Origin of the sequence: Halomonas binhaiensis, assembly GCF_008329985.2 — a bacterium.
Taxonomy (GTDB): Bacteria; Pseudomonadota; Gammaproteobacteria; order Pseudomonadales; family Halomonadaceae; genus Halomonas; species Halomonas binhaiensis.
This window is the reverse complement of sequence record NZ_CP038437.2, coordinates 1,503,848-1,527,479: the sequence shown is the minus strand read 5'-3', so window position 1 is coordinate 1,527,479 and position 23,632 is coordinate 1,503,848. Positions and strand designations below refer to the sequence as shown.

Sequence of the window (23,632 nt, the reverse complement as noted above, 5' to 3'; positions counted from 1 at the left end):
ACTGTCATTACGACAGTCATCAAGGTATCGGCCTGACGCCAAGGAGACTCACCATGTTGGAACTCATCCCTCACCCGGCAGCCCACGTCGTCGCCATGCGTGTCGGAGGCACCGTGACTGCCAAGGACCTACAACAGGCCATCGATGCCATCGAGGCCGCCAAGAAGGCTCACCCTCGCGTCAGCATGCTGGCGGAGCTCGATCAACTGCACTGGATGACAGTGACCGCCGTATTGAAGGACATCGGCTATGGCCTGACCCAGTTTGGAGAGCTCAAGCACTATCATCGTGCCGCAGTCATTAGCGACAAGGATTGGATCAAGCACGTCACTCACCTGGAAGACAAGCTGATAAAAAACCTGGAAATACGCACCTTCCCCAGCAAGGAGCGCGAAGCTGCCATGGCGTGGGTCGGTGAGCTACCCAATGGTCAACACGAGACACCGGAGGAAGACGGCTATCACGGCGCCTGATTCTCTGCGGCTACAGACCTTGCCGGGCGTAGCTGCTCCCGCCCCAGCTCGGCAAGGCGGGTGACTCCCAGCAATGCCATGTTGCGCTCGATTTCCTCCGCCAGCAGTTGAACGGCACGGGCGACGCCAGCCTGTCCACCAACGCTGGCGGCATAATTGAACGGCCGCCCCAGAAATACGAAGTCCGCGCCCAATGCCAGCGCCTTGAGCACGTGACTACCGCGCCGGAACCCTCCGTCGATCATTACCGGCACATTCCCCTCCACGGCATCCAGCACTTCCGGCAGCATACGCAAAGGCGCCACGGTGGAGTCCAGTTGCCGACCGCCATGGTTGGAAACGATCAGGCCATCGGCCCCGGTTGCCACGGCTCGGCGTGCATCGTCGGGATGCAGAATCCCCTTGACCACCAGATTACCCGGCCAGTGCCTGCGCACGTGGGCCAGCGTCGACCAGTCGAGATGTCGGCGACCGGAGAAATCACGATTGACGTTACGCGACAGCACCGCCACACCACGTGTCGCGGCATTGTTCTCGAAATGTGGCATGCCGTCCTGGATGATGGTGCGCAGGAAAGTACCGAATAGCCAACGCGGGCGCACCAGCCCATCCCAGGCCAGACGCAGACTGGGTCTCAAGGGACTGGAAAACCCATGGCGGCGATGCGTTTCCGGATTCGGCGGTACCGCAAAGTCCACGGTGATCACCAGATTGCGAAAGCCCGCTCGCGTCACCCTGGCCAGCAACGCCTCGACTTGCTCAGGCGTCCCAGGGAGATAAGCCTGGAACCAGTCCGTTCCCTGCGCTCCCGCCAGGTCCTCCATAGGCGTCAACGATGAGCCACTGACGATCATCGGAATCCCGGCTGTCGCGGCGGCCTGCGCCAGCACCCGATCACCACGAAACGCACTCAACGCACTGATGCCCATCGGCGCAATGCCAAACGGCAGTGCATAACGGCGGCCCAGCAACTCCCTCTCGAGCTCGATGGAAGACACATTGACCAGCGCACGCGGCAGAAATTGATGGTCCTCGAACGCATCACGGCTGGCCTGCGCCGTGTGGCCATCTTCCGCCACACTGGCGACATACCCCAGCAGCGGACGAGGCAAATGCCGACGGGCGGCATGCTCAAAATCATCCAGGTTCAGAATCCGTTCCAGGCGTCGCGTCATGCAGGGTCCTCGTTGTGTCCATGAGCGCGGCGCCACTGCTGCGCATTGACCGCATCCACGGCGCCTTTCCCCGTCAAGGCGCCAATCATGTTGTCGACGGCACGCCATGCCATGGCATCTCGCGTTTCATGGGTCGCCGAGCCGATATGTGGCAGCAGCAGCACGTTATCCAGCGCCAGCAGAGGCGAGTCTACAGACAAAGGCTCCTGCGAGAAGACGTCCAGCCCCGCCGCGCGAATCACACCATGGTGCAATGCCTCTATCAAAGCCTGCTCATCCACCACTTTGCCCCGTGCCACATTGATCAGCGCCGCATTCGACTTCATGCGGGCCAGCGCCTCGGCATCGATCAGGTGGTGAGTGTCCACGTTGTAGGGCACCACCAGACAGACGATATCCGCACGGCTCAACAACTCGTCGAGATGACAGTGCTGCGCCCCCAGTTCAGCCTCGAGCTCCGGCTTGGCCGAGTTGGCGGTATACAGGATCGGCATGCCGAAGCCCAACGCCCCTCGCCGGGCAATAGCCGCTCCTATGCGCCCGGCTCCGACGATGCCCAAGGTCTTGCCGTGTACATCGCTGCCGAAGTGTTCTCGATCAACGTGCGCTGTCCAACGCCCTTCTCGTACCATCATCGACAGCTCGACCAGCCTGCGCTGGGTGGCCATGATCAGGGCAAAGGCAGTATCGGCAGTGGTCTCGGTGAGCACATCAGGGGTATTGCACAGCAGGATGCCACGATCGTTCATCTCCGCCAGCGGAAGATGGTCATAACCTACCGAAATGGTTGACACCACTTCCAGCAACGGAGCCTCGGCAAGCATGTCCTCATCAAGCTCCAGCTTGCCGCCAATCAATCCATGGGCGCGAGAAACAGCCGCTCTGAAAGCTTCTCGATTGTCTTCGTTCAGATCATCGAAGACTTCTACTTCAGCAACCTGCCGAAGACGTTCGAGCTGTTCATGATTCAGGCGTCGAAGGGCAACAATGCGTCGTCCTGATTCAACCATTGACCACCTCCACTCCTTGCATGCTGAACCCCAGCGTCTTGAGCTGCTCCACCAACTCGTCGCGTGCTTCATCATTCAGCTCCAGCAAGGGAGGGCGCACCCTTCTCCAGGCATCGGAGGACGAGTAGTACGCCGTCGCCGCCTTCATCGCCGGAATGACGGGATAGCCTTCGAAACAATCGCGTAGCGCGTTCAAGCGCTGTTGCTGGAGATCAGCATCATCAGCTTGCCAGTTGCCGGCCAAGGCCACGATGGCGGCAGGATTGACATTGGCGGTAGCACTGATGCAACCCGCACCACCTGCTCTCAGAGTATCGAGCAAAAAACGCTCGCTACCGGCATAGACAGCGAACTCCTCGGATGAAAATCGCTGGATCAACGCTTGCGTGTGCGACCAGTCGCCGCCGCTGTCCTTGATCCCTGCGATGACACCAGGGAAGGAGGCTCGCAGGCGAGCGATCAGATCCAGCGACAGTGGTACCTTGGTCACCTGGGGAATGTGATAGAGATAGATGCGCAGTCGTTCATCCGCGACCCGTTCGATGACTTCCGCGTAATAGCGGAACAACCCCTCGTCGCTGACGCCCTTGTAGTAGAACGGTGGCAACATCAGCACTCCTGCACAACCGCAGGAGAGGGCATGACGCGTCAATGTGACCGTATCCGGGATGGCGCAGAGCCCCGTTCCTGGCATGAGCTGATTGCCATGGATGCTGGCTTCCACCAACGCTGTCAGTAACGCCTGCTTCTCGGCCACGCTCATCGAATTGGCTTCGGAATTGGTACCAAATACGGCCAGCCCAACACCCTGCTCAGTCAACCACTGGGCATGCGCCACCAGGCGTCCTGCATCAACCGCCAGGTCGGCATCAAATGGGGTGATGACGGGGGCCCAGACCTTTCCTGCTGCATGGTTCATGTTCACCTCCTTGCGCGCCGTTCGCGATCACTGCCATGGCTCACTGGCATAACGTTTCAGCGCCTCGGCATCGAAGTCGAAGCCAAGGCCCGGTGTCTTCGGCAACAATAAACGTCCGTTGTCGAATGCCAGCTGAGTGTCGACCAGACGGCGAAAGTTGAGCACCTGGTCATCGGCGAAGAACTCCACCATGCGCACGTTGGGTGCCGACGCCACCAAATGCACATGCAGATCATGGAACCAGTGAGGGTAGACCTCCACACCGAAGCTGGCAGCGGTGGCCGCAATACGACGGAATTCAGTAATCCCGCCGCACACGGCAGCATCGGTCTGCAGGATCATCGCCGCTTCCTTTTCGAGCAGCTCGCGGAAGCGCCAGCGCCCGGCCTCGATCTCGCCGGTCGCCACCGGTACAGGTGTACGCTCGGCCAGACGACGGTGATTGTCGATGTCGTCCGGGCTGAAGGGTTCCTCGATCCAGAACGGTGAATAAGGCTCGGCCATGCGCATGAAGGCCAACGCACTGGGCAGGTCATGCCAGACATTGTTGGCATCCATCATCAGTTGCACATGCGGCCCGATGGCCTCTCGCACTGCCGCCAGACGCGCTTCTTCACTGGCCAGATCTCCGCGTCCCACCTTGATCTTCACCGCCGTGAAGCCCTGCTCCACATGGTTGGCCATTTCCTGGGCAAGATGATCCGGCGTCTTGCCCTCAAGGTAATATCCGCCACTGGCATAAGCCGGGACAGACGCAAGATCGCTGGCCCCAAGGTACTTGTACAGTGGCAACCCCGCCGCTCGAGCATTGCGATCCCACAGCGCGGTATCGAGGATGCTGATGGCGCGCATCACCGAGCCGCAGCGGCCATGCAATAGTGCTTCCTGATACATGGCCTGCCACAGCGCCTCGGTGGCATGGCAGTCAGTGCCAACCAACATCGGCGCAAACAGCTCACGTACCGCATGGGTGACCAGCGCACCGGCATTGCTGCCGCCGTAGCAGAAGCCAATACCCTTGTGGCCATCCTCACCCTCGACTTCTACGACGGCATAGTCGCGCTTGAACACCTGGCGGTTGGAGAAACTGGTGGGATGGTCCAGAGGCACACTGATGGTGCGGGCACGTACCGATCTTATCGTTGTCATGAAGGGTCCTCGCTGGGAATTTTACTGAGCTTGTCGTCGGGGTTGTCTCTACTTTCATCGTTGCGTCTGGTGCCGCCTACCAACTGCCGTACGCAGCCAGCGGAACAGTGGTGTCGCCTGTAGAATCGACAGCGCCGCGATGCTCAGCAGCACCACCGCAATGGGGCTATCGAGGAAAATGCTCATGCGTCCCTGGCCGATCAGCATGGACTGCTGGAAGCTGGTTTCCATGACCGGCCCCAGGATCAGGCCAATCACCATCGGTGCCGGTGAGACACCGGCCTTCTGCATCCAGTAACCGAACAGCCCGAAGCCCAGCATCAGACCGACCTCGAACAGACTGTTGTTGATGGCGAAAGCGCCGATGACACAGAGGGTGATGATCGCGCAGGCGACGAAACTGTCCGGAATTCGGGTCACTGCCACACACATGCGAGTGAACATCAGCCCTACGACCAGCAGGCCAATGTTGGCCATGATGACCGCCCAGATCAGGGTGTAGGTGACATCGCCATAGTCGGTGAGCAGATTGGGGCCCGGCAGAATGCCCTGTACCATCAAGGCACCCAGCAGAATCGCCGTCGATGAGCTGCCGGGAATCCCCAGCGCAATGGTGGGAATCAACGCACCACCCACCACGGCGTTGTTGGCCGCCTCGGGGGCAGCAACACCTGCCAGATCCCCCTTGCCGAAACGGCTCTTGTCACGGGCAAAGCGTTTGGCTTCGTTATAGGCGAACCAGCTGGCGGTATCGCCACCGGTACCGGGGATCAGGCCAGTGACAATGCCGATACCACTGGAGCGCAGAATATTGGGCATCAGGCAGCGCAACTCGGATAGACGCGGAATCAGCCGATCAGTGATGCGGCTGGCGACCTTCTGGCTACCGTGCGCCTTCTCGATCAACAACAGTGCCTGGGGGATCGAGAACAACCCGATCAACGCCACGGTGAACTCGATCCCGGAAAACAGGTTGATATTGCCGAAGGTCATGCGCGGCGTGCCGGTAATCAGGTCCATGCCCACGGTACTCAGCAACAAACCCAGAGCCCCGGACAACAGGCCGCTGATCACCGAGCCCTGCGACAACGAGCCGATGATGGTGATACCCAGCACGGCAATGGCGAACAGTTCTACCGGGCCGAACTTGAGCACCATCACCCCCAACAGCGGGGCGGCCGTCAGCAAGGCCACACCGCTGAGCAGCCCGCCAAAGAAGGAGGCAAACAGCGACACACCCAGTGCCTGACCTGCCTTGCCCTGTTGCGAGAGTGGAAAACCATCCAGCACCGTCGCGGCCGCCGATGGTGTCCCTGGCGTGCGCAACAGAATGGCCGCGATCGAGCCCCCGTAGCAAGCACCGACATACAGAGATGCCAGCATGCTCAAGCCACTGGCCGGATCCATCGAGAAGGTCAGCGGCAGCAACAGTGCCAAGGCCATGGTCGCCGACAACCCTGGCATGGCACCCACGAACAAGCCCAGCAGGGTGCCGCCTATCACCAGTGCCACGTTGGTGAAGCTCAGCACATTGACCAGTCCGGTCATGATCAGGGAATTATCCATTACACGAGACTCCATCCCCGGCTACCGCCATCTGCGATCAGATGACGACAGCCCGGAAGATCAGAAAGCGGCCAGGACAGGAGGCAGAATTGGCACGGGCAAACCGAGAAAGCCGATGAACACCAGACACACCATGGCCACCAGCACCGAGATGCCGATCAGGCTGAAGCGCAGTGCCACATGGCGAACAATGGCCAACGCAATCAACATGAACACCACCGTCGCCAGTACATAGCCCAACCACATGATGCTGTTGACGTAGATCGCGGCCAGCACCAGTACCAGCAGGGCCTTCCAGCGCTGCCCACCCGCGTCGCTGTCACTTTCAGCTGATGCTGTACCGGGTGTGTCGGAGGATGGCGTAGACGCTATCCTTCGACGCCGTGCCCCGATCACTTCCTGAACAAGCATCGCGACACCCAGCAGGGCAACGACTACCGAATAGATCAATGGCATGCTTGCTGCGCGTGATGGGTACCCCAGGGCATCGACATGGAAGCCCCCGGCAATGCCGATACTGGCCAGCGCCAGAGCCACACGACTGATATTCATTGCAGCCCCCCTTCCAATCCGTGATCCGTCACTGGGCGTCACCCATTGACCTGATCCTTCACTTCGTCCCAGATCTGCTCGTATTGGGTTTCCATGTCCTTGATCATCTGCCGGTAGTCATCCCCGGTGCGAATATCCAGGTTGAGGGCCCGGTCACGTGCAGTCTGCTGGAACTTCTCGTTGTCCTTCAGCGACTCGAAGGCGGCTATCAGCTGCTCGCGGGCCTCTTCCGGGATATCCGCCGGAGCGCTGTAACCCCGAGACGAGCCGGCCACGACATCCACCCCCTTCTCGGTCATGGTCGGTACATCGGGCAGCATTTCCAGCCGCTCTTCGGAGAACACCGCCAGAGCACGCAGGCTCCCCGCCTCGATATGGCTGTAGACATTGCCGAGATTGTTGAAGCTGGCATCGACCTGCCCGCCCATGGCGGCAGTAGCCGAAGGTCCATCCCCCTGGAAAGGCACCTTCTGGAAGGACAGTCCTGTGGCTTGTTCTATCTGGATGGTGGAGAAGAAATCATCACCACCGACGCCGGAATTGCCCACCGTGATAGTGCCAGGGCTGGCCTTGGCAGCGGCAAGGAAGTCTTCCACCGTCTGGTAGGGGCTGTCGGCGGGTACCACGATGATGCCCGGATCCGTCACCACATTGGCAATGGGCGTCATCTCGTCCACCGAGTAGGTGATGGCGTCATTCATGATGTAGTTGGTCATCAGCATCGGGGTATTGGTGATGCTGATCACGGTGCCATCGGCCTGAGACTGCTTGGCCAGCCTGGTCCAGGCAATGGCTCCGGTGGCCCCGGGCAGGTACTCGTTGACGAAGTCCGCGTCCAGCACTTCGCTGAGGAACGGCTGTGTCAACTGCGCCAGGGCATCACTGCCACCACCAGCCTTGAAACCCTGCAGTACCTTGATTTCATCGCCAGCCGAATACTCGGCCTGGGCCAGACCGGCCACCAGCAGGCCGGATACGAGAACGGCGGCGCTTGCTCCACGCTTGATCATGAGAGTTGATCTCCAGTGCTGTTGTCGTTGTGCTGCGCTACAGCATGGCTGCAGGCAGGGATCGCACTTGCCGGAATCAAGCTAGTAGATCGACAATAAAATTGTCAATAATCTTGTCAAACATATAATCGACACCTAGCATCCAGTGCAGAGGCAATCGAATTGGCCAGCAACAAGCACTGCTGAAGACAGGCCCTGCCAAATACAACAAACCATGTGACCAGCGAGGAATCTGCGATGAGCGATGACCAGCAACAGCGCAAGGGAGACAGCACAGGCCATCAAGGTCATGGCATGTCCAACCGCTTGACCAATTACGGCGATGCGGCCTTCTCGTTGTTTCTGCGCAAGGCTTTCATCAAGGGCATGGGCTACACCGATGATGCGCTGTCACGCCCTGTCATCGGCATTGCCAACACCTACAGTGGATACAATGCCTGCCACGGCAACGTTCCTGGGCTGGTGGAGAGCATCAAGCGCGGCGTCATGCTGGCGGGCGGCCTGCCGGTGGATTTCCCGACCATTACTCTGCATGAGTCCTTCGCCCACCCCACCAGCATGTACCTGCGCAATCTGATGGCGATGGATACCGAAGAGATGATTCGTGCCCAACCCATGGATGCAGTGGTGTTGATCGGAGGCTGCGACAAGACCGTACCCGCCCAGTTGATGGCCGCTGCCAGTGCCGGTATTCCCACCGTTCAGGTAGTGACCGGCCCGATGCTGACCGGTTCGCATCGAGGCACTCGCGTGGGCGCCTGTACCGACTGTCGTCGCTACTGGGCCATGTACCGTGGCGAGGATATCGACGAAGCCGAGATCGCCGAGGTCAATGACAAGCTGGTACCGACTGTCGGCACCTGCTCGGTGATGGGAACCGCCAGCACCATGGCCTGTCTTGCCGAGACCCTCGGTATCATGCTGCCGGGAAGCGCCACGGCTCCAGCCGTGTTTGCCGACCGCCTGCGAGTCGCGGAGGACTCCGGGAGTCTCGCCGTGGCTCTGGCACGTGCCGGCGTAACCCCAGACCAGATCCTGACGCCAGACGCTTTCGAGAATGCTTTGAGAGTACTACTGGCACTGGGCGGTTCGACCAATGGCTTGATCCACCTGACCGCCATTGCCGGCCGGCTGGGCATCGATATCGACCTTGATGCCTTCGACCGCATGAGCCATGAAACTCCCGTACTGGTCGACCTGAAACCCTCCGGCGAGCACTACATGGAAGACCTGCACCGCGCCGGTGGTCTGCCCACTCTGCTGCGTGAGCTCAAGCCGTTGCTGCACCTCGACGCCATGACCATCAATGGTCGCACTCTGGGCGAGAATATCGATGCAGCGGTACACCTGGTCGACCAACCCGTGGTGCGATCACGCCACAACCCCATCTATGCCCGCGGTGGGATCGCCGTACTGCGTGGCAACCTGGCCCCGGCCGGGGCCATCATCAAACAATCCGCTGCCAGTCCCGAGTTGATGCGTCACCGCGGACGTGCTGTGGTGTTTACTTCACTGGAGGATCTCGCCCAACGCATCGACGACCCGAACCTCGACGTCCAGGCCAATGACATCCTGGTATTGCAGAATATCGGCCCCAGGGGCGCCCCCGGCATGCCCGAGGCGGGCTATATCCCGATACCGAAAAAGCTCGCGGCCCAGGGCGTCAAGGACATGGTGCGCATTTCCGATGGCCGCATGAGCGGCACCGCAGCCGGCACCATCGTGTTGCACGTATCGCCGGAATCGGCACAAGGAGGCCCGCTGGGCCTGGTGCGCAACGGCGATACCATTCGCCTTGATGTGGAATCGCGCGAGTTGGTGCTGGAAGTCGCGGAAGACGAACTCCAGGCCAGGCGCCAGCAACAGACTCCTCTGCAGGAAGATGCCACCCTGCTCGGCTATCGCAGGCTGTTCATGGAGCAGATTCTGCAGGCGGAGGAAGGCTGCGATTTCCGGGCCTGCCGGCCCGAACCAAGCTGCCGGGTCCCTCGCTCATGAGCTACCGCTCTTGGTAGACTGGCGTCATTACATCACGACATATTTCATCGCAGGGGAAGCGAACATGGGAAATCCATCTGCAACTGCCCGTTCGACATCGATGGAGGAAAACGCCTGCGGCGTGGAGGACATCGTTGCAGCGGTCGAGGAAGACATCGTTCTGGGACGCCTGCACCCCCGCGAAAGGCTTGTGGAAGAAGACTTGATCGAACGTTTCAACGGCAAGCGCCATGTGGTGCGTCAGGCGCTTTTCCAGCTCGAGAATATCGGCCTGGTGGAGCGCATCAAGAACCGTGGCGCTTTCGTCAAGACATGGACGCCCGAAGAAGTCGAAAACCTCTATGCCATGCGCGAGATCCTGGAACTGGCCGGTATCGATGCCCTGCCCCTGCCCGCTGCGGAAGCATGGCTGAAGGAACTGGAAGCGATTCACCACGAGTACAGTGCGGCAGTGGATGCTCAAGACCTGCGGCAGGTCTTTCATCTCAACATTGCCTTTCACCGAACCCTGTTCGCCGCGACCGGCAATCCTTACCTTTACCAGACCATCAACGAATTTGCCCAGCGCGCCCATGGCATTCGCTTCATTGCCATTGCCGATACGGAAAGCCTGGCTCAGGCGCGCCGTGAACATCAGGCCATGCTGGAGGCGATTCGCGCTGAGGACCGCGCCCAGCTCCGCCAGCTCTGCCGAGAGCACCTGTTACCATCAAAGAATCGCTATCTGGACCTGTATCGGCGCACCTTCAATTGAGTCGACCTTCAATTGAGTCGACCATTACTGACGACGACCACAGGTGGTGCATCAGCATGCCATGCGGTGTTGCACATCAAGCGTAACTAGTCCATCTGCATGCCCCAGGCATGACCGAACTGGATGTAGGCCACCTCCTCCTCAGGACCCACAGCGTAATCAAGCCCGATATCGAGCCCCAGCTTGCGGGCAATACGGTAACGCACTCCCCCACCCCAGGTGGTGGCATCCGCGCCATCATCGCCGAAGGTACGGCCATAACCTGTAAAGCCGACTGCCGCCCAGCGAGGCGTGAGTTGCCGTCTGATTTCGATTTCCGAGGACAATACCTCGTCGCCGGTGTAGCGATTGCGTGCCAGGCCACGGATATTGATATCCGGCTGCATGAAGAATGGCGCATCCTCGGAGGCTGATTGAGCATCCGCCATGGCAGCGAATGTCCAGTTGTCCCATGAATGGAACCAGGCACCGAACAACGAGGCGGTATTGAAATCAGCATCGCTGCCGATGGCCTCATCGAAACGCTGGAACTCAGCGACCACATTGAGCCCACGAGTAGGCGTGAGAGGATTGTCACGATTGTCGAAGTGCCCTGCCACCCCCAGAGAGACGAGTTCAATCTTGCGTTCGGCCAGTTCCTCGATACGCGGAAACTGATCTTCGGTATCCAGATTGATGTCATTGCGTCGCCAGCGCAGCGAGGGCCCCAGCGAGAAACCACTATCACCAAAGCGGTAGCGAGTCTTTACACCAATGTAATCGATATCGTTGTTGTAACGCAGCGCCAGATCCCGGTTGCCGGGGTGGAAGTCGAGCACAGCCAACCCCGTGGCAGCCGCGACATCATAGAGCCAGCGTCCACCGGCAAATGAGCCGGACCGCATGATGCCACCACCCCAGGAGCCGTTACCGGTCACCGCTCCCCCAAGAATGGTACGGGTCGGCGGCAGATCAGAGCCTGGCGACGGGTTCTGCACGAAATACGCCGCCATGCCCAGGCCATCATCCACAGCGGGCTCGGTAATGACGATCGGCATGGGGATAAATCCCCCTTTGGCGAGCAGGTTGGACATATCCAACTGCCCATCCACCTCGTCGAAGAAGTTACTGCGCCAGCCCACCTGTTGTGGTGGTGTCGAGCCAGGGGAAGGGTTGGTTGATTTGCTGGCAGGCGGGGTTGCCACTGCATCAGACCGCGAGTCCTGGGCAAGGCTCGGATGAGGTGCCAGCGAGATCAGCAGCAGACTACCAAGCAGCGTAGAACGTACGAGCCGGTTCATGAAGATTCCCTGGAACAGGACAAGAGCAGTGGCTGAAGCTACGCCGTGGCCTCATACCGTGGATAGCTGCCCGGCAAGACTACACTGTAGACTTGCCAACATTTCAGGTATGACTCATTGAACCAGAATAGAACAGATTGTGCGGCTATCGAAGCATCGATACCTGAGTCTGTATCGGCATACCTTCAACGGATGCTTGCAGGGCTCCCCGACGCGCAACGCATCAGCATGCCCCACGCGCCACGTCCCATGACAAGCGAATGTGCTCTTCCAGCAACCAGCGGGCATCCTGTATTCGCCGCTCGAGAGCAAGCTGCACCAGCTCTCCATGCTGGGCATCGAGCCGTGCACGGATAGCCGGATTCCCCGGCGCCAGGCGACGGTAGCGATCAAACTGATCATGCAGTTGTTCGATGAAGCGCAGCAGCCAGTGCGAGCCACAAGGGGCCAGCAGGGTACGATGAAACTGCAGATGGGCCTGTTCCCATTTTTCCAGTTGCTCGGGGGACTTGTCGGCACGCAACAGCCGGTGTTGAGCAGCGAGCAATTGAGACTCCCACTCGGCGTCTCCCTCCTGGAAGGCCTGGGTCAGGGCCATGCACTCGAGTTGTACGCGCAAGCGCGCAATATCTTCCAGTTCCCCCGCAGACAGCGGAGGGACACGAAACCCGCGTTGATTGTGCTGTTCAAGCAGGCCATATGCTGCCAGCCGGTTGAGAGCCTCGCGCAAGGGACTGAGCCCTACTGCGTATTGCGCCTTCAATGCGCTGATGGCCAATTTCTCGCCTGCCGCAAAGCGGCCACGAATCAGGTCTCGCTTGAGTTCATCGAACACCTGGCTCGCCGCTGTCTCACTCACGCCGGGAGCCAAGGCCCGCTCAACAGGTTTGGGCTTCGTCATATCACCATTCTCATGAATCCATCTGCAGTGTACGTCGCCAATTGACAGTACGTCGCCAATTGACAGTACGTCGCCAATTGACGCACGCCAAGGGCTAGTTCATATTGAAGCCCATTAAATCGATTTTAATTAGAACTAACGATTTTACACGCCAAGACGTTAGTTGCTACCCAGCATTAGTTACTGCTCGGCAATAGTGACTACCTGACAATCGCTACGATCCAACGACAGTTACTACCCAACAATAATGAGACGAGGGTGTTCATGAACAAGGACAGTGATGTTTCCTCATCCAGGTCCGCACCGGGGTTTTCCAGCCTGCAACACTTCGCGCTGCTGACGGTCACGGTTGGCAGCCTGCTGCTGTTGATTCTCTTGTTTGACATTCCTACCGCGATCGCTCTGATACTCTCGGGCTGCATGGCCATGGCCTTGAGTCTGCTCTGGGGCATTCCCTGGTCGCGCCTGGAAAAGGACCTGCTCAGCGGCATCCAGGCCATGCTGATCCCCATCCTGATTCTGATGTGCGTGGGCATGATGGTTGGCGTATGGATTCTGTCAGGCACCATCCCCGCCATGGTCACATTGGGCCTGGAGTCCCTCTCCCCGGCATGGTTCCTGGTCGCCGCTTGCCTGTCCTGCTCACTGATGTCAGTCATGGCGGGTACCTCCTGGGGAACGCTGAGCACCATCGGCATCGCCCTGATGGGCGTCGCCCAGGGAATCGGCATTCCCCCTGCCTATGCCGCTGGTGCCATCATCACCGGTACCTTCTTCGGCGACAAGCTCTCGCCACTGTCCGATACCACGGTGATGGCCTCCGCTGTATGTGGCGTCAATATCGCTTCGCATATCCGCCACATGCTGTATTCCACCCTGCCGGCCTACTTGATCGCCCTTGCGGTATACGCCTGGTTGGGGCATGGCGTTTCGGTATCGGCCACAGGCACACCGGAACAGACCCAGATCATCATTGCGACCCTGGGGGAACACTTCAGCGCCAACCCGCTGACATTTCTGCCTCCATTGGTAGTATTCGGCTGCATTCTGCTGAAGAAGCCGGTACTGCCAGCCTTCGTCATCGGCATTCTCAGTGCCGCCGTTATCGCTGTCGTGCTGCAAGGCGCCACCTTGGCAGATATCGGCCAGGCCATGGACAGTGGCTATAACGCCAAAACAGGCGTTGCCATGGTGGATGAAATGCTCTCACGGGGCGGCCTGCAGGCGATGATGTCTACCGTTGCCGTGCTGATTGCCGCGGCATTGCTGGGGGCTCCCTTCAAGAGTGCTGGCACGCTGGATGCCGCTATCGCCATGCTCAACCGCAAGCACGCGAGTCGGCGCCAGGTTCTGGGTAGCGCCATGGGTCTGCACAGCCTGGCGTTCCTGCTGACCGGCAGCTACTACGTGACCTTTTCGCTGCTGGGGCCGCTGCTGCGTCCCCTGGTGGAAAACACCGGCACACCTGCCAAGAACCTGTCACGCATTCTGGAAGATACCGGCACCACCCTTTCGCCTCTGGTGCCATGGGGTGTCACCGGCGCCTTCACCGCCGCCACTCTGGGCGTGGCCACTGCCGAGTTCTTGCCATATGCCATTCTCTGTTATGGCGCGATCATCTTTTCCCTGTTGTTTGTCATCACCGGCCTGGGCCTCGGCCATGAACGCAAGCCATCGCATCCGCAACGAACTTCGGAACGAGCTCCGGAACGAACGCTAGAGCGAACGCTAGAACAACGGCCCGATCCCGGCAGATAAAATCGATATTTTCAAATTCAACCGATTCCCTCATGACAAGGAGTCACCATGACATCACCATCTCGACATCCCTATCCTGACGCCACTCCCTACCCCTCCCGGCGCAGCCCGACCTATTCGCGGCACGGCATGGTAGCGGCTTCCCAGCCACAGGCGGCCCAGATCGGACGGGATATTCTGGCCCAGGGCGGCAATGCAGTGGATGCTGCCATCGCCACGGCGGCAGCACTTACCATCGTCGAACCTACGGGCTGTGGCATTGGCGGCGATGCTTTCGCCCTGGTGTGGATCGCTTCCGACAATCAGGGCAATGGGGAATTGCATGGGCTCAATGCCAGTGGCGTTGCCCCTCAGGCATTGACCCGGGATGCTGTACGCGCAGCCGGCCATGAACAGATGCCACTGCATGGTTGGACACCCGTCACCGTACCTGGAACACCATCCGCCTGGGCGGAGCTTTCACGCCGCTTCGGCAAGCTCGATTTTGCCAGCCTGCTCAAGCCTGCCATTCGTCTCGCCCGGGAGGGCTTTCCCGTCTCGCCCGTCATTGCCAGCCTCTGGCAGCGAGACACCGAAACCTTCAAGCGCCAACTGGAACAGGGCCCTGCCACCGCCCCATGGTTCGATACCTTCACCATCGAAGGCACAGCGCCCCAGGCAGGAGAATGGTTCCGGTGCGAGGATCAGGCCAAGACACTGGAAGCAATCGCCGCTACCCAGGCAGAAAGCTTCTATCGTGGTGAGCTGGCCGAGAAGATCGATGCATTCTCGCGCCAGACCGGAGGCTACCTGCGCAAGGAAGACCTGGCTGCCTATCAGCCTGAATGGGTGACCCCGATCAACGCTCGTTACCGCGATGTCGATGTGTGGGAAATTCCCCCCAACGGCCAGGGGCTGGTAGCACTGATGGCCCTGCGCCTGCTGGATGGCTTCCCTCCGTCCCATCGTGATGATCCTGAATTGCTGCATCATCAGCTCGAAGCCATGAAGCTGGCCTATACCGATGGCAAGGCCCATATCACGCAAGCGGACCACATGACGTATTCCGTCGAGCAGCTGCTCTCTGAGCGTTACACGGAAGAGCGGCGTGCGCTGATCGGTGAAACCGCCATCACGCCCGAACCCGGCAAACCCGCGGCTGGAGGTACCGTGTATCTGGCCACTGCCGATAGTGACGGCAACATGGTGTCCTTCATCCAGAGCAACTACCACGGCTTCGGCTCCGGCATCGTGGTCCCCGGTACCGGTATTGCGCTGCAGAACCGCGGTCATGACTTCAGCCTCGATGAAGCTCACGACAACGTACTGCAGCCGGGCAAGAAAACCTTCCACACCATCATTCCTGGTTTCCTCACGCGTGGCGGCAAGGCTCTGGGGCCCTTTGGCGTGATGGGTGGCTTCATGCAGCCTCAGGGCCATGTCCAGGTCGTCATGAACCTGGTCGACTTCGGCCTCAACCCCCAGGCGGCCTTGGATGCTCCCCGCTGGCAATGGATGGGCGACAAGACCATCGGCATTGAGCACGGCTATCCGACTGCACTGGTGCGCGCCATGTCAGCACGCGGTCACAACATGCAGGTAGCGCACGACAGTCGCAGCTATGGGCGCGGCCAGGTCATTCTGCGAGATCCTGAAACCGGTATTTATTGCGGTGGAACAGAGCCTCGCACCGATGCCGCCATTGCCGTTCTCTAGTTGCGGGATTGAGCATGAGCGTACAAATCCAGTTGTTCCTGGCCTTTTTCCGCATCGGCATCTTTGGTTTCGGTGGAGGGCCCTCGATGATCCCGCTGGTCCATCAGGAGGCGGTGAAACGCTACCAATGGATGGATGACGGCGACTTCGCCGACGTTCTGGCCATCGGTAACACCCTGCCTGGGCCCATCGCGACCAAGATGGCCGGCTACATCGGTTATCGCGTCGGCGGCACATTGGGTGCCATCAACGCCGTTGTGGCCGTCACGGTCCCCCTGGCACTGACCATGATCGCCCTGCTGGGGCTGTATCGCCGCTATGGTGATCAGTCCTGGGTCCGCGGTATGGGCCAAGGGGTGATTCCAGTGGTGATGATAATGATGGTCCAGCTCACTCTGGACTTCTTCAACAAGTCACGGGTCAGTCTTGGCTGGATGATGACACTCATCATTGGCCTGGTAGCCGGAGGCCTGATCTATGGCCTGGGCCTGCACCCTGGATTGGTCATCGGGATTCTGCTCATCGCGGCGCTGTTGAGACCAGAAAAGCTGCCATGGGAAGGCAAGGTGAAATCAGGCAGCGGAAGTGAAGCGAAAGCCAAGGAGCGGGCGCAATGATCTACTGGCAGCTATTTCTGGCTTTCTTCATTCCCAATATCATCGGTTATGGTGGCGGTCCTGCCATCATTCCGCTGATCGAGAACGAAGTCGTTGCCACCTATGGGTGGATGACGCATCCGCAGTTCGCTGAAACCCTGGCCTTGGGCAACGCCCTGCCCAGTCCTATTGCCACCAAGATCGCGGGATATATCGGTTATGACGTCGCCGGCATCGGTGGCGCTGCCATTGCCATCTTCGCGACAGTGGCACCATCGTTGATTCTCATGATCGTCGCCCTCGGCGTTCTTTATCGCTATCGCGACTCGGTGAAGGTCAAGTCCATGAGCCAATGGGTGCGGCCGGTCGTCATGATTCTGATGGCCTACCTGACCTGGAACTTCCTGGAGGAAAGCCTGGCCACTTCGGGATTCATCCACACCCTGATCATTGCCGCCGTTGCGGCCCTGCTTCTCATGAAAACAAAAGTGCACCCCGCCCTGGTCGTTGGCTTCGGCCTCACCTATGGCGCCCTGCTGTTGGGCTGATCACGGTGGGGATGATCACGGTGGAGATGATCACTACAGGAATGACTCGCCAGCCAGCACCGTGCCGGCAATTGCTGCCCTGATTGCCGGTTGATGGTGAAACTCCGTCACTCCATCCATTAAATCCTCTGTAAAACAAGGATAATCAAGATGAAGCGTCACTATAAAACGACCCTGGCCATGTTCCTCACCAGCCTGAGTCTGGGTGCCTCGACGGCAGCCATGGCCGCAGATGAGGCCTATCCCGACAAAGCGGTGGAATTCATCGTTCCCTGGTCACCGGGAGGCGGCAGCGATACCTTGATGCGCCTGGTGGCCAACTACGCCGAAACCTACCTCGGCCAACCGATGCCCGTCATCAACATGCCCGGCGTCAGTGGTACCACTGGCCTGAAGGAACTCACCAAACGCGATGCCGATGGCTACACTGTCGGGCAAGTTCACGAAGGGCTCATGGTGGCCCACCATACCGGACTGACACCCAACAATTGGGATGACTTCACTCCGATTGCCGCGGTCACCCAGTCACCTCAATACCTGACCGTCAAGGGGGATGCCCCTTACTCCACCTATCAGGAATTCGTCGACTATGCCAAGGAACACCCCGGTGAGGTTCGCTTTGGCGTCACTCTCGGCGGCGTCCCGCATGTACACGCAGCGATGATGGAGGATGCCGAGGGACTTCAGTTCCGCTATGTCGGCTTTGAAGGCACCGGCGATCGCATTCGCGCCCTGGTGGGAGGACATATCGATGCCGCTATCGGGGACATTTCCTCCAGTGGGGAATTCGTCAAGAACGGCGATCTGCGCTTTCTTGCCGTCGGTAGTGAGGAGCGCCAGGAAGAAATGCCTGACGTTCCTACCTTTGCTGAGCTAGGCCATCCCGAACTCAAGCTGAACATCATTCGCGGCATCATCGCCCCCAAGGGAATTGCCGAGGATCGTGTCGCAGTCCTGGCCGATGCCTTCAAGGCCATGAGCGAGGATGAGGATTTCATCAAGGGTGTGAACAGTGCCGGCGCCAGTGTCGTGTACCAGGGACCCGAGGAGTTTTCGGACTACCTGCAACAGACTGACGCCACCTTCAAACGCCTGGCAGGGAAGCTGGCACGATGAAAACGCAACCCGCACATTCCTTCGATACAACACATTCCCGTGATACACGCTCCCCCTCGGGGGAGCCGTTGGTTCCTGCGGGGAGGGCCAACCCTCTGGCCCATATCATGTTGAACGGTATCCTCGTGGTGCTGTTCGGCTATTTTTTCCTGCAGGCGAGAGAGCTGCCCTCCTCCATGTGGGAACCCCTGGGTTCCGGGAGTTTCCCGCGTCTCGTGCTTGGCCTGCTGATGCTGATCAACCTCGCCATCATCGCCAAGGAACTGCGCAACCTGAAAGGACGCTCGCCCGGTGCCAAAGGCCAGACAGCGGCCTGGATATGGCGTCATCGCCTCGCCTTCGCAGTCCTGGGACTACTGGCTGTTTTCATTCTGGCACTGCCCTGGCTTGGATTCGCCGTGGCGTCCTTTCTGTTCATCATGCTCGGGCAGTGGTTGCTCGGCGCCAGATCCTTGAGGCAGATATGTATCGCCGTGGTCATTGCTGTGGTCTTTTCATTCGGAGCTGACGCCCTGTTCCGCGATGTCTTCGTGATCAGCTTGCCACGCGGCCTGCTGGGCTGACCGATCATGATTCCACGAGGAACCTGGATATGATGACTGCACTACTGGACGGCATGGCACAGCTGTTCACTCTCATGACCATGATCACCATGCTGCTTGGCGTCATTGCTGGTGTCATTGCGTCGGCCATACCTGGCTTCACCATTACCATGGCCATTGTCCTTACCCTGCCGCTGACCTTCTCCATGCCACCCTTGCAAGGCGTCGCGACCATGCTGGCGGTCTATGTCGGTGGCTATTCCGGGGGGCTTATTTCTGCGGCGCTGCTCGGTATTCCGGGCACACCATCATCCGTGGCCACCACCTTCGATGCCTTCCCCATGTCACGCAATGGCGAACCCGGCAGAGCCTTGGCTCTGGGGGTATGGGCTTCCTTCTTCGGCGCCCTGATCAGCGCCGTTGTACTGATCATCGCGGCTCCACCGCTGGCCCTGATCGCCGTCAAGCTGGGCGCCTGGGAATACTTTTCGTTGATCATCTTCGCCATGACCGTCGTCGCCAGCCTGGTGGGCAAGTCCATGCTCAAGGGGCTGATGACGGGGTTACTTGGGCTACTCATTGCCACGGTAGGGTCGGACCCACTGATGGGCGTCCCGCGCTTTACCTTCGATTCCGAGCTTTTGGCCAATGGCCTGCCATTTCTGGTGGTCCTGATTGGCATGTTCGCGGTCAGCCAACTGCTGTCCGAGGTGGAGAGCTCTGCAGATGGCACCAGGGGCAACCAGGCCTGCATGCCTGGTCGGGTGACATTTCACCCCATGGCTGCCTTGCGCGAAACCCTGTCCTACCCGGTCAACCTGATCCGCTCTTCCATGGTCGGCGTGTTCATTGGAGCAGTTCCCGGTGCCGGGGGCAGCATTGCCAATCTGCTGGCCTACGATCAGGCCAAGCGAGCTTCCAAACATCCAGAAGCCTTCGGCACCGGAACACCAGAAGGAGTCATTGCCTCGGAATCCGGCAACTCGGCCACATCCGGCGGCGGCCTGATCCCCATGATTGCCCTGGGCATACCCGGCAGCGCCGTCGATGCGGTATTGATGGCATCGCTGATGGTCCACGGCATCGGTGTCGGGCCGCGCCTGATCCTCGATCATGGAGACCTGGTCTATGGCATGTTCATGGCCATGTTGCTGGCAGCGGGCATGGTCCTGCTGGTATGCATGTGCAGCATGCGCCTGTTCCTGCGCGTAACGGAGATTCCCAAGTTCGTGATTGTCCCTGTCGTGCTGGTGTGCTGTGTCATCGGCGCCTTCGCCCTCAATAACCGCGTCACGGATGTCTACCTGCTGCTGGGTGTCGGTGTGCTGGGATATATCCTGAGCAAGCTGGACTATCCCCTGGCACCTTTGGTCTTGGGTGTGATTCTCGGTCCGATCGCGGAAACCAATCTACGCCGGGCCCTGATGACCGATGACAACTGGATGCTGTTCCTCACCCGCCCGATCTCTCTGGCGCTACTGGTGCTGGCAGTCATTTCCATTCTGCTGGCCATTCGCCACCATCATCGCCAAAGGCGAATCGCTCAGACAGCCTGAACCCATCATGACCTGCCCACATGGGCAGGTCATGGCGTCTCGCCAACCGAAACTCGACCACTGCCAGGATCCGGGCCAGGGCTTGGCCAATGTCTGGTTTCGTCGCCTAAACTGGGCATAGTGACGATAGGTGTTCTTGCCTGGGTGCGTTCTCGACTGGACCTTCTCTCACTGGCCTGGTCTTCAGCATTTTTCTTATATACATAGCACCCGATATTCATAGAACTCTATATGCTTAGTCCGCAGTATTCATGGTGCTGGAGAGACATAAGCTCTCGATATTCATTCGCTGACAACGGACAGGACAAATGGCACGCATCTACGATGATAACTCCCGTTCCATCGGCCACACTCCCCTGGTGAAGCTCAACCGGGTCAACGAGGGTGCCACCATCTGGGCCAAGATCGAGGGACGCAATCCGTCCTATTCCGTCAAATGCCGAATCGGTGCCGCGATGATCTGGGATGCCGAGGAAAAAGGCGCCCTCAAGCCCGGCATGACCATCATCGAGCCAACCAGCGGCAACACCGGCATCGCTCTGGCCTATGTGGCCGCTGCCCGTGGCTACCCGCTGGTGCTGACCATGCCTGCTTCAATGAGCCTTGAACGACGCAAGGTGCTCAAGGCGCTGGGTGCAGAAATTATCCTCACCGAACCCGCCAAGGGCATGCCCGGTGCCATTGCAGCAGCCGAAGAAGTGGCCACATCCGAGCCGGACAAGTATTTCATGCCGCAGCAGTTCGACAACCCGGCTAACCCGCGCATTCATGAAAACACCACAGGCCCCGAAATCTGGGACGATACCGATGGAGAGGTCGACGTGTTTGTCTCTGGTATCGGAACTGGTGGCACCCTTACCGGTGTGGCACGCCATATCAAGCAGAGCCGCGGCAAGGACATCACCGCCGTGGCAGTGGAACCTTCGGCCTCCCCTATCCTGACGCAAACCCGAGCAGGGGAAACACCGACACCCGCGCCACACAAGATTCAAGGGATCGGCGCTGGTTTCGTCCCAGGCAACCTCGATATGTCCCTGGTCGATCGCATTGAACAGGTCAGCAATGAAGATGCCATCGACATGGCCCATCGCTTGATGCTGGAGGAAGGCATTCTGTGCGGTATTTCCTCTGGAGCCGCTGTCGTCGCCGCGGTGCGGGTCAGCCAGGAGCCAGAGTTCCAGGGCAAGAACATCGTGGTCGTGCTGCCGGATAGTGCAGAACGCTACCTGTCTTCCGCCCTGTTCGAAGGTCGCTTCGGCGAACAGGAACTGCAGCAGTAACCATCCCTTCGCGCAGTGCTGTAGAAAGCTTTACGGCACTGCGCTCACATTGCGCTATTCGCCTCACACCTTCCCTCTGCCGTTCATCACAAATGTTCTAGTTTGTCGCTCGCTCGTCATGCCATGCTACCCAGATGAGCCACCCATGCCCCGTTCACCGTGACGGCATTGGTTTTCCCCGGGCCAGACAAGGAGCGCCTCATTACCATGGCCGCGTCCGATTGGGTCGATCTGCAGCAAGACAGTGATACGGGTATCGAAACCATCCGCGCGCACTTCGACGGTCACGCCTACGACCCGCATTGGCACGACACTTATCTGGTAGGTGTCACTGAACAGGGCGTGCAACAATTCCACTGCCGCAAGTCTCGCCACGACAGCACTCCCGGACGTCTGGTTCTGGTCGAGCCGGGTGAAGTCCACGATGGGCAGGCAGCCACTGATGCCGGTTTTACCTATTCCATGCTCTACCTGTCTGCCTCCTGGCTGGATAACGAGTTGCGTCAACAAAGCCATGATGGTTCCAGCACACTGTACCCTGGATTCAACAGCACCCTGGCCGACGATCCGAAATTGGTAAAGAGCATCTATCAGGCTTTCGAAGCACTGCGCCGCCAGCCATGGCGTATCATGCGTGACACAGCCCTTGATGCCCTGGTTCAGGACATGCTGCCTCATATCGGTTGGAAAGCCCGCCAGATCCTGCAGCCCCATCACCCTAATGTTGCCATGCGTGCCCGTGACTACCTGCATGCCCATATCGAACAGGACATCAGCCTTCATGACCTTGCCAGCGCCTGCGATGTCGACCGCTTTCGACTGACACGTGCCTTCAAGGCCGAATACGGCATGGCTCCCCATGCCTATCTGGTGCAACTGCGCCTCAATCAGGCTCGTAGAAAGCTGGCTGCAGGCCAGCTCCCCATCGATATTGCGCACCAATTAGGCTTTGCCGATCAGAGCCATCTGGGACGCTGGTTCCGTCGCGCCTATGGCATAACACCGGCACAATACCGGCGTCGCTGTCTTTCTCACTAGCCAGCGCATTGGTTTTTGAGCGCTGCTCAAATCTTCCAGACTTGCGGGCTGCTCCCGGCGACACTCGTCATATCAACACGACGAGGTTCATGCCATGCAACAATGGATTCCCTATACGCTGTTCACGCTCGCCATCACCTTCAGCCCTGGCCCTATCAACCTGCTGGTAATGGCCATGGCCGGGCAGGCCGGTTGGCGTGCCACTCTGCCCGCCGTCTTCGCCGCCTGCATCACCGCGGCTCTCACCATCGTGCTGGCAGGATTGGGTGCCGCCAGCCTGTTGATCAAGGCCCCCTTGGTACCTGCAGTGCTATCCTGGATCGGCGTCATCTGGTTGACCTACATGGCCTGGTGCCTGGCCACCGCAGATCCCGCGATGTCTGCCTCCAATACTGAACGAGCTGTCACATTGAATGGTCCCAGGGCGGCCGGCCTGCAACTGATCAACCCCAAGGGCTGGATGATGGCCCTGACAGCAGTGACCGTTTTCGCAGGATCCGATGCCACCCCGGCCACCATTGTCAGCATGGCACTGGTATTCCTGGCATTCGCCCTTCTGGGAACATCCACCTGGGCACTGATGGGCACCGGCAGCCGCAAGTGGCTGACGACGCCACGCCGCATGAAACTGTTCAACCTGTCCATGGCGATGGCCCTGGTAGGCATGGCCTGGTGGAGCGTGTTGAGTTGAACGCCACCTATCAGGATCAAGACTC

Annotated in this window: 22 protein-coding genes; 13 read left to right on the top strand and 9 right to left on the bottom strand. The window is 59.4% G+C overall.

The window, feature by feature from the left end; all coding sequences use genetic code 11:
* Nucleotides 1–53 precede the first annotated feature (53 nt).
* Complete coding sequence (locus E4T21_RS06630) at nt 54–473, top strand: SpoIIAA family protein (protein WP_149284253.1); 420 nt, start codon at nt 54–56, stop codon at nt 471–473.
* On the opposite strand, the gene E4T21_RS06625 is transcribed toward E4T21_RS06630, so the two are convergent.
* Genes E4T21_RS06625 through E4T21_RS06595 form a run of 7 tightly spaced genes read right to left on the bottom strand, consistent with a single transcriptional unit; the run spans nt 461 to nt 7,854 of the window.
* A complete protein-coding gene (locus E4T21_RS06625) occupies nt 461–1,648 on the bottom strand; it encodes an alpha-hydroxy acid oxidase (protein WP_149284252.1) in 1,188 nt (395 codons plus the stop codon). The genes E4T21_RS06630 and E4T21_RS06625 overlap by 13 nt on opposite strands.
* The gene (locus E4T21_RS06620; RefSeq protein ID WP_149284251.1) at nt 1,645–2,658 is read right to left on the bottom strand and encodes a 2-hydroxyacid dehydrogenase; all 1,014 of its coding nucleotides are present in this window, start codon (nt 2,656–2,658) and stop codon (nt 1,645–1,647) included. The genes E4T21_RS06625 and E4T21_RS06620 overlap by 4 nt, the downstream gene beginning before the upstream one ends.
* Nucleotides 2,651–3,577, bottom strand: a complete 927-nt coding sequence (locus E4T21_RS06615) for a dihydrodipicolinate synthase family protein (protein WP_149284250.1) — start codon at nt 3,575–3,577, stop codon at nt 2,651–2,653. The genes E4T21_RS06620 and E4T21_RS06615 overlap by 8 nt, the downstream gene beginning before the upstream one ends.
* A gap of 27 nt (nt 3,578–3,604) precedes the next feature.
* Nucleotides 3,605–4,726 (bottom strand): mandelate racemase/muconate lactonizing enzyme family protein, encoded by a 1,122-nt coding sequence (locus E4T21_RS06610; RefSeq protein WP_149284249.1) that lies wholly within the window; start codon nt 4,724–4,726, stop codon nt 3,605–3,607.
* 54 nt (nt 4,727–4,780) lie between these two features.
* Entirely contained in the window at nt 4,781–6,292 is a 1,512-nt protein-coding gene (locus tag E4T21_RS06605; protein WP_149284248.1) for a tripartite tricarboxylate transporter permease, read from the bottom strand.
* 60 nt (nt 6,293–6,352) lie between these two features.
* Entirely contained in the window at nt 6,353–6,844 is a 492-nt protein-coding gene (locus E4T21_RS06600; protein ID WP_149284247.1) for a tripartite tricarboxylate transporter TctB family protein, read from the bottom strand.
* Between the two features lie 38 nt (nt 6,845–6,882).
* Nucleotides 6,883–7,854 carry a tripartite tricarboxylate transporter substrate binding protein gene (locus E4T21_RS06595; protein ID WP_149284246.1) on the bottom strand — a complete coding sequence of 324 codons (972 nt, stop codon included), beginning with the start codon at nt 7,852–7,854 and terminating at the stop codon, nt 6,883–6,885.
* Between the two features lie 237 nt (nt 7,855–8,091).
* Here E4T21_RS06595 and E4T21_RS06590 point away from each other — a divergent pair, with 237 nt between their 5' ends.
* Nucleotides 8,092–9,852, top strand: a complete 1,761-nt coding sequence (locus E4T21_RS06590) for an IlvD/Edd family dehydratase (protein WP_149284245.1) — start codon at nt 8,092–8,094, stop codon at nt 9,850–9,852.
* Between the two features lie 64 nt (nt 9,853–9,916).
* Nucleotides 9,917–10,606: a GntR family transcriptional regulator gene (locus E4T21_RS06585; protein WP_240349314.1), complete on the top strand. Its 690-nt coding sequence runs from the start codon at nt 9,917–9,919 to the stop codon at nt 10,604–10,606.
* An 86-nt stretch (nt 10,607–10,692) separates the two neighbouring features.
* On the opposite strand, the gene E4T21_RS06580 is transcribed toward E4T21_RS06585, so the two are convergent.
* Complete coding sequence (locus tag E4T21_RS06580) at nt 10,693–11,886, bottom strand: BamA/TamA family outer membrane protein (RefSeq protein WP_149284244.1); 1,194 nt, start codon at nt 11,884–11,886, stop codon at nt 10,693–10,695.
* 223 nt (nt 11,887–12,109) lie between these two features.
* Entirely contained in the window at nt 12,110–12,787 is a 678-nt protein-coding gene (locus E4T21_RS06575) for a GntR family transcriptional regulator (RefSeq protein ID WP_149284243.1), read from the bottom strand.
* A gap of 264 nt (nt 12,788–13,051) precedes the next feature.
* Between E4T21_RS06575 and nhaC the strand changes: the two genes are divergently transcribed.
* The 10 genes from nhaC (at nt 13,052) to E4T21_RS06525 (ending at nt 23,607) form a co-directional block, all read left to right on the top strand.
* A complete protein-coding gene (nhaC, locus tag E4T21_RS06570) occupies nt 13,052–14,545 on the top strand; it encodes a Na+/H+ antiporter NhaC (RefSeq protein WP_149284242.1) in 1,494 nt (497 codons plus the stop codon).
* A gap of 48 nt (nt 14,546–14,593) precedes the next feature.
* Nucleotides 14,594–16,240 (top strand): gamma-glutamyltransferase family protein, encoded by a 1,647-nt coding sequence (locus E4T21_RS06565; RefSeq protein ID WP_149284241.1) that lies wholly within the window; start codon nt 14,594–14,596, stop codon nt 16,238–16,240.
* Between the two features lie 14 nt (nt 16,241–16,254).
* The gene (locus tag E4T21_RS06560; RefSeq protein WP_149284240.1) at nt 16,255–16,857 is read left to right on the top strand and encodes a chromate transporter; all 603 of its coding nucleotides are present in this window, start codon (nt 16,255–16,257) and stop codon (nt 16,855–16,857) included.
* The gene (locus tag E4T21_RS06555; protein WP_149284239.1) at nt 16,854–17,384 is read left to right on the top strand and encodes a chromate transporter; all 531 of its coding nucleotides are present in this window, start codon (nt 16,854–16,856) and stop codon (nt 17,382–17,384) included. Before E4T21_RS06560 ends, E4T21_RS06555 begins: the two co-directional genes overlap by 4 nt.
* 150 nt (nt 17,385–17,534) lie before the next feature.
* Entirely contained in the window at nt 17,535–18,500 is a 966-nt protein-coding gene (locus E4T21_RS06550) for a Bug family tripartite tricarboxylate transporter substrate binding protein (protein WP_149284238.1), read from the top strand.
* The gene (locus E4T21_RS06545) at nt 18,497–19,063 is read left to right on the top strand and encodes a tripartite tricarboxylate transporter TctB family protein (protein ID WP_149284237.1); all 567 of its coding nucleotides are present in this window, start codon (nt 18,497–18,499) and stop codon (nt 19,061–19,063) included. The genes E4T21_RS06550 and E4T21_RS06545 overlap by 4 nt, the downstream gene beginning before the upstream one ends.
* 29 nt (nt 19,064–19,092) lie before the next feature.
* Nucleotides 19,093–20,598 (top strand): tripartite tricarboxylate transporter permease, encoded by a 1,506-nt coding sequence (locus E4T21_RS06540; RefSeq protein WP_240349313.1) that lies wholly within the window; start codon nt 19,093–19,095, stop codon nt 20,596–20,598.
* 308 nt (nt 20,599–20,906) lie between these two features.
* Nucleotides 20,907–21,878 (top strand): cysteine synthase A, encoded by a 972-nt coding sequence (gene cysK / locus E4T21_RS06535; RefSeq protein WP_149284236.1) that lies wholly within the window; start codon nt 20,907–20,909, stop codon nt 21,876–21,878.
* 207 nt (nt 21,879–22,085) lie between these two features.
* On the top strand, nt 22,086–22,916 hold the full coding sequence (locus tag E4T21_RS06530) for an AraC family transcriptional regulator (RefSeq protein ID WP_149284235.1): 831 nt from the start codon (nt 22,086–22,088) through the stop codon (nt 22,914–22,916).
* 94 nt (nt 22,917–23,010) lie between these two features.
* Complete coding sequence (locus E4T21_RS06525; protein ID WP_149284234.1) at nt 23,011–23,607, top strand: LysE family translocator; 597 nt, start codon at nt 23,011–23,013, stop codon at nt 23,605–23,607.
* Nucleotides 23,608–23,632 lie beyond the last annotated feature (25 nt).

Excerpts from the sequence above, each read along its gene's own strand:
- E4T21_RS06630 (WP_149284253.1), top strand. The coding sequence starts at position 54 with ATGTTGGAACTCATCCCTCACCCGGCAGCCCACGTCGTCGCCATGCGT.
- E4T21_RS06625 (WP_149284252.1), bottom strand. The coding sequence starts at position 1,648 with ATGACGCGACGCCTGGAACGGATTCTGAACCTGGATGATTTTGAGCAT.
- E4T21_RS06620 (WP_149284251.1), bottom strand. The coding sequence starts at position 2,658 with ATGGTTGAATCAGGACGACGCATTGTTGCCCTTCGACGCCTGAATCAT.
- E4T21_RS06615 (WP_149284250.1), bottom strand. The coding sequence starts at position 3,577 with ATGAACCATGCAGCAGGAAAGGTCTGGGCCCCCGTCATCACCCCATTT.
- E4T21_RS06610 (WP_149284249.1), bottom strand. The coding sequence starts at position 4,726 with ATGACAACGATAAGATCGGTACGTGCCCGCACCATCAGTGTGCCTCTG.
- E4T21_RS06605 (WP_149284248.1), bottom strand. The coding sequence starts at position 6,292 with ATGGATAATTCCCTGATCATGACCGGACTGGTCAATGTGCTGAGCTTC.
- E4T21_RS06600 (WP_149284247.1), bottom strand. The coding sequence starts at position 6,844 with ATGAATATCAGTCGTGTGGCTCTGGCGCTGGCCAGTATCGGCATTGCC.
- E4T21_RS06595 (WP_149284246.1), bottom strand. The coding sequence starts at position 7,854 with ATGATCAAGCGTGGAGCAAGCGCCGCCGTTCTCGTATCCGGCCTGCTG.
- E4T21_RS06590 (WP_149284245.1), top strand. The coding sequence starts at position 8,092 with ATGAGCGATGACCAGCAACAGCGCAAGGGAGACAGCACAGGCCATCAA.
- E4T21_RS06585 (WP_240349314.1), top strand. The coding sequence starts at position 9,917 with ATGGGAAATCCATCTGCAACTGCCCGTTCGACATCGATGGAGGAAAAC.
- E4T21_RS06580 (WP_149284244.1), bottom strand. The coding sequence starts at position 11,886 with ATGAACCGGCTCGTACGTTCTACGCTGCTTGGTAGTCTGCTGCTGATC.
- E4T21_RS06575 (WP_149284243.1), bottom strand. The coding sequence starts at position 12,787 with ATGACGAAGCCCAAACCTGTTGAGCGGGCCTTGGCTCCCGGCGTGAGT.
- nhaC (WP_149284242.1), top strand. The coding sequence starts at position 13,052 with ATGAACAAGGACAGTGATGTTTCCTCATCCAGGTCCGCACCGGGGTTT.
- E4T21_RS06565 (WP_149284241.1), top strand. The coding sequence starts at position 14,594 with ATGACATCACCATCTCGACATCCCTATCCTGACGCCACTCCCTACCCC.
- E4T21_RS06560 (WP_149284240.1), top strand. The coding sequence starts at position 16,255 with ATGAGCGTACAAATCCAGTTGTTCCTGGCCTTTTTCCGCATCGGCATC.
- E4T21_RS06555 (WP_149284239.1), top strand. The coding sequence starts at position 16,854 with ATGATCTACTGGCAGCTATTTCTGGCTTTCTTCATTCCCAATATCATC.
- E4T21_RS06550 (WP_149284238.1), top strand. The coding sequence starts at position 17,535 with ATGAAGCGTCACTATAAAACGACCCTGGCCATGTTCCTCACCAGCCTG.
- E4T21_RS06545 (WP_149284237.1), top strand. The coding sequence starts at position 18,497 with ATGAAAACGCAACCCGCACATTCCTTCGATACAACACATTCCCGTGAT.
- E4T21_RS06540 (WP_240349313.1), top strand. The coding sequence starts at position 19,093 with ATGATGACTGCACTACTGGACGGCATGGCACAGCTGTTCACTCTCATG.
- cysK (WP_149284236.1), top strand. The coding sequence starts at position 20,907 with ATGGCACGCATCTACGATGATAACTCCCGTTCCATCGGCCACACTCCC.
- E4T21_RS06530 (WP_149284235.1), top strand. The coding sequence starts at position 22,086 with ATGGCCGCGTCCGATTGGGTCGATCTGCAGCAAGACAGTGATACGGGT.
- E4T21_RS06525 (WP_149284234.1), top strand. The coding sequence starts at position 23,011 with ATGCAACAATGGATTCCCTATACGCTGTTCACGCTCGCCATCACCTTC.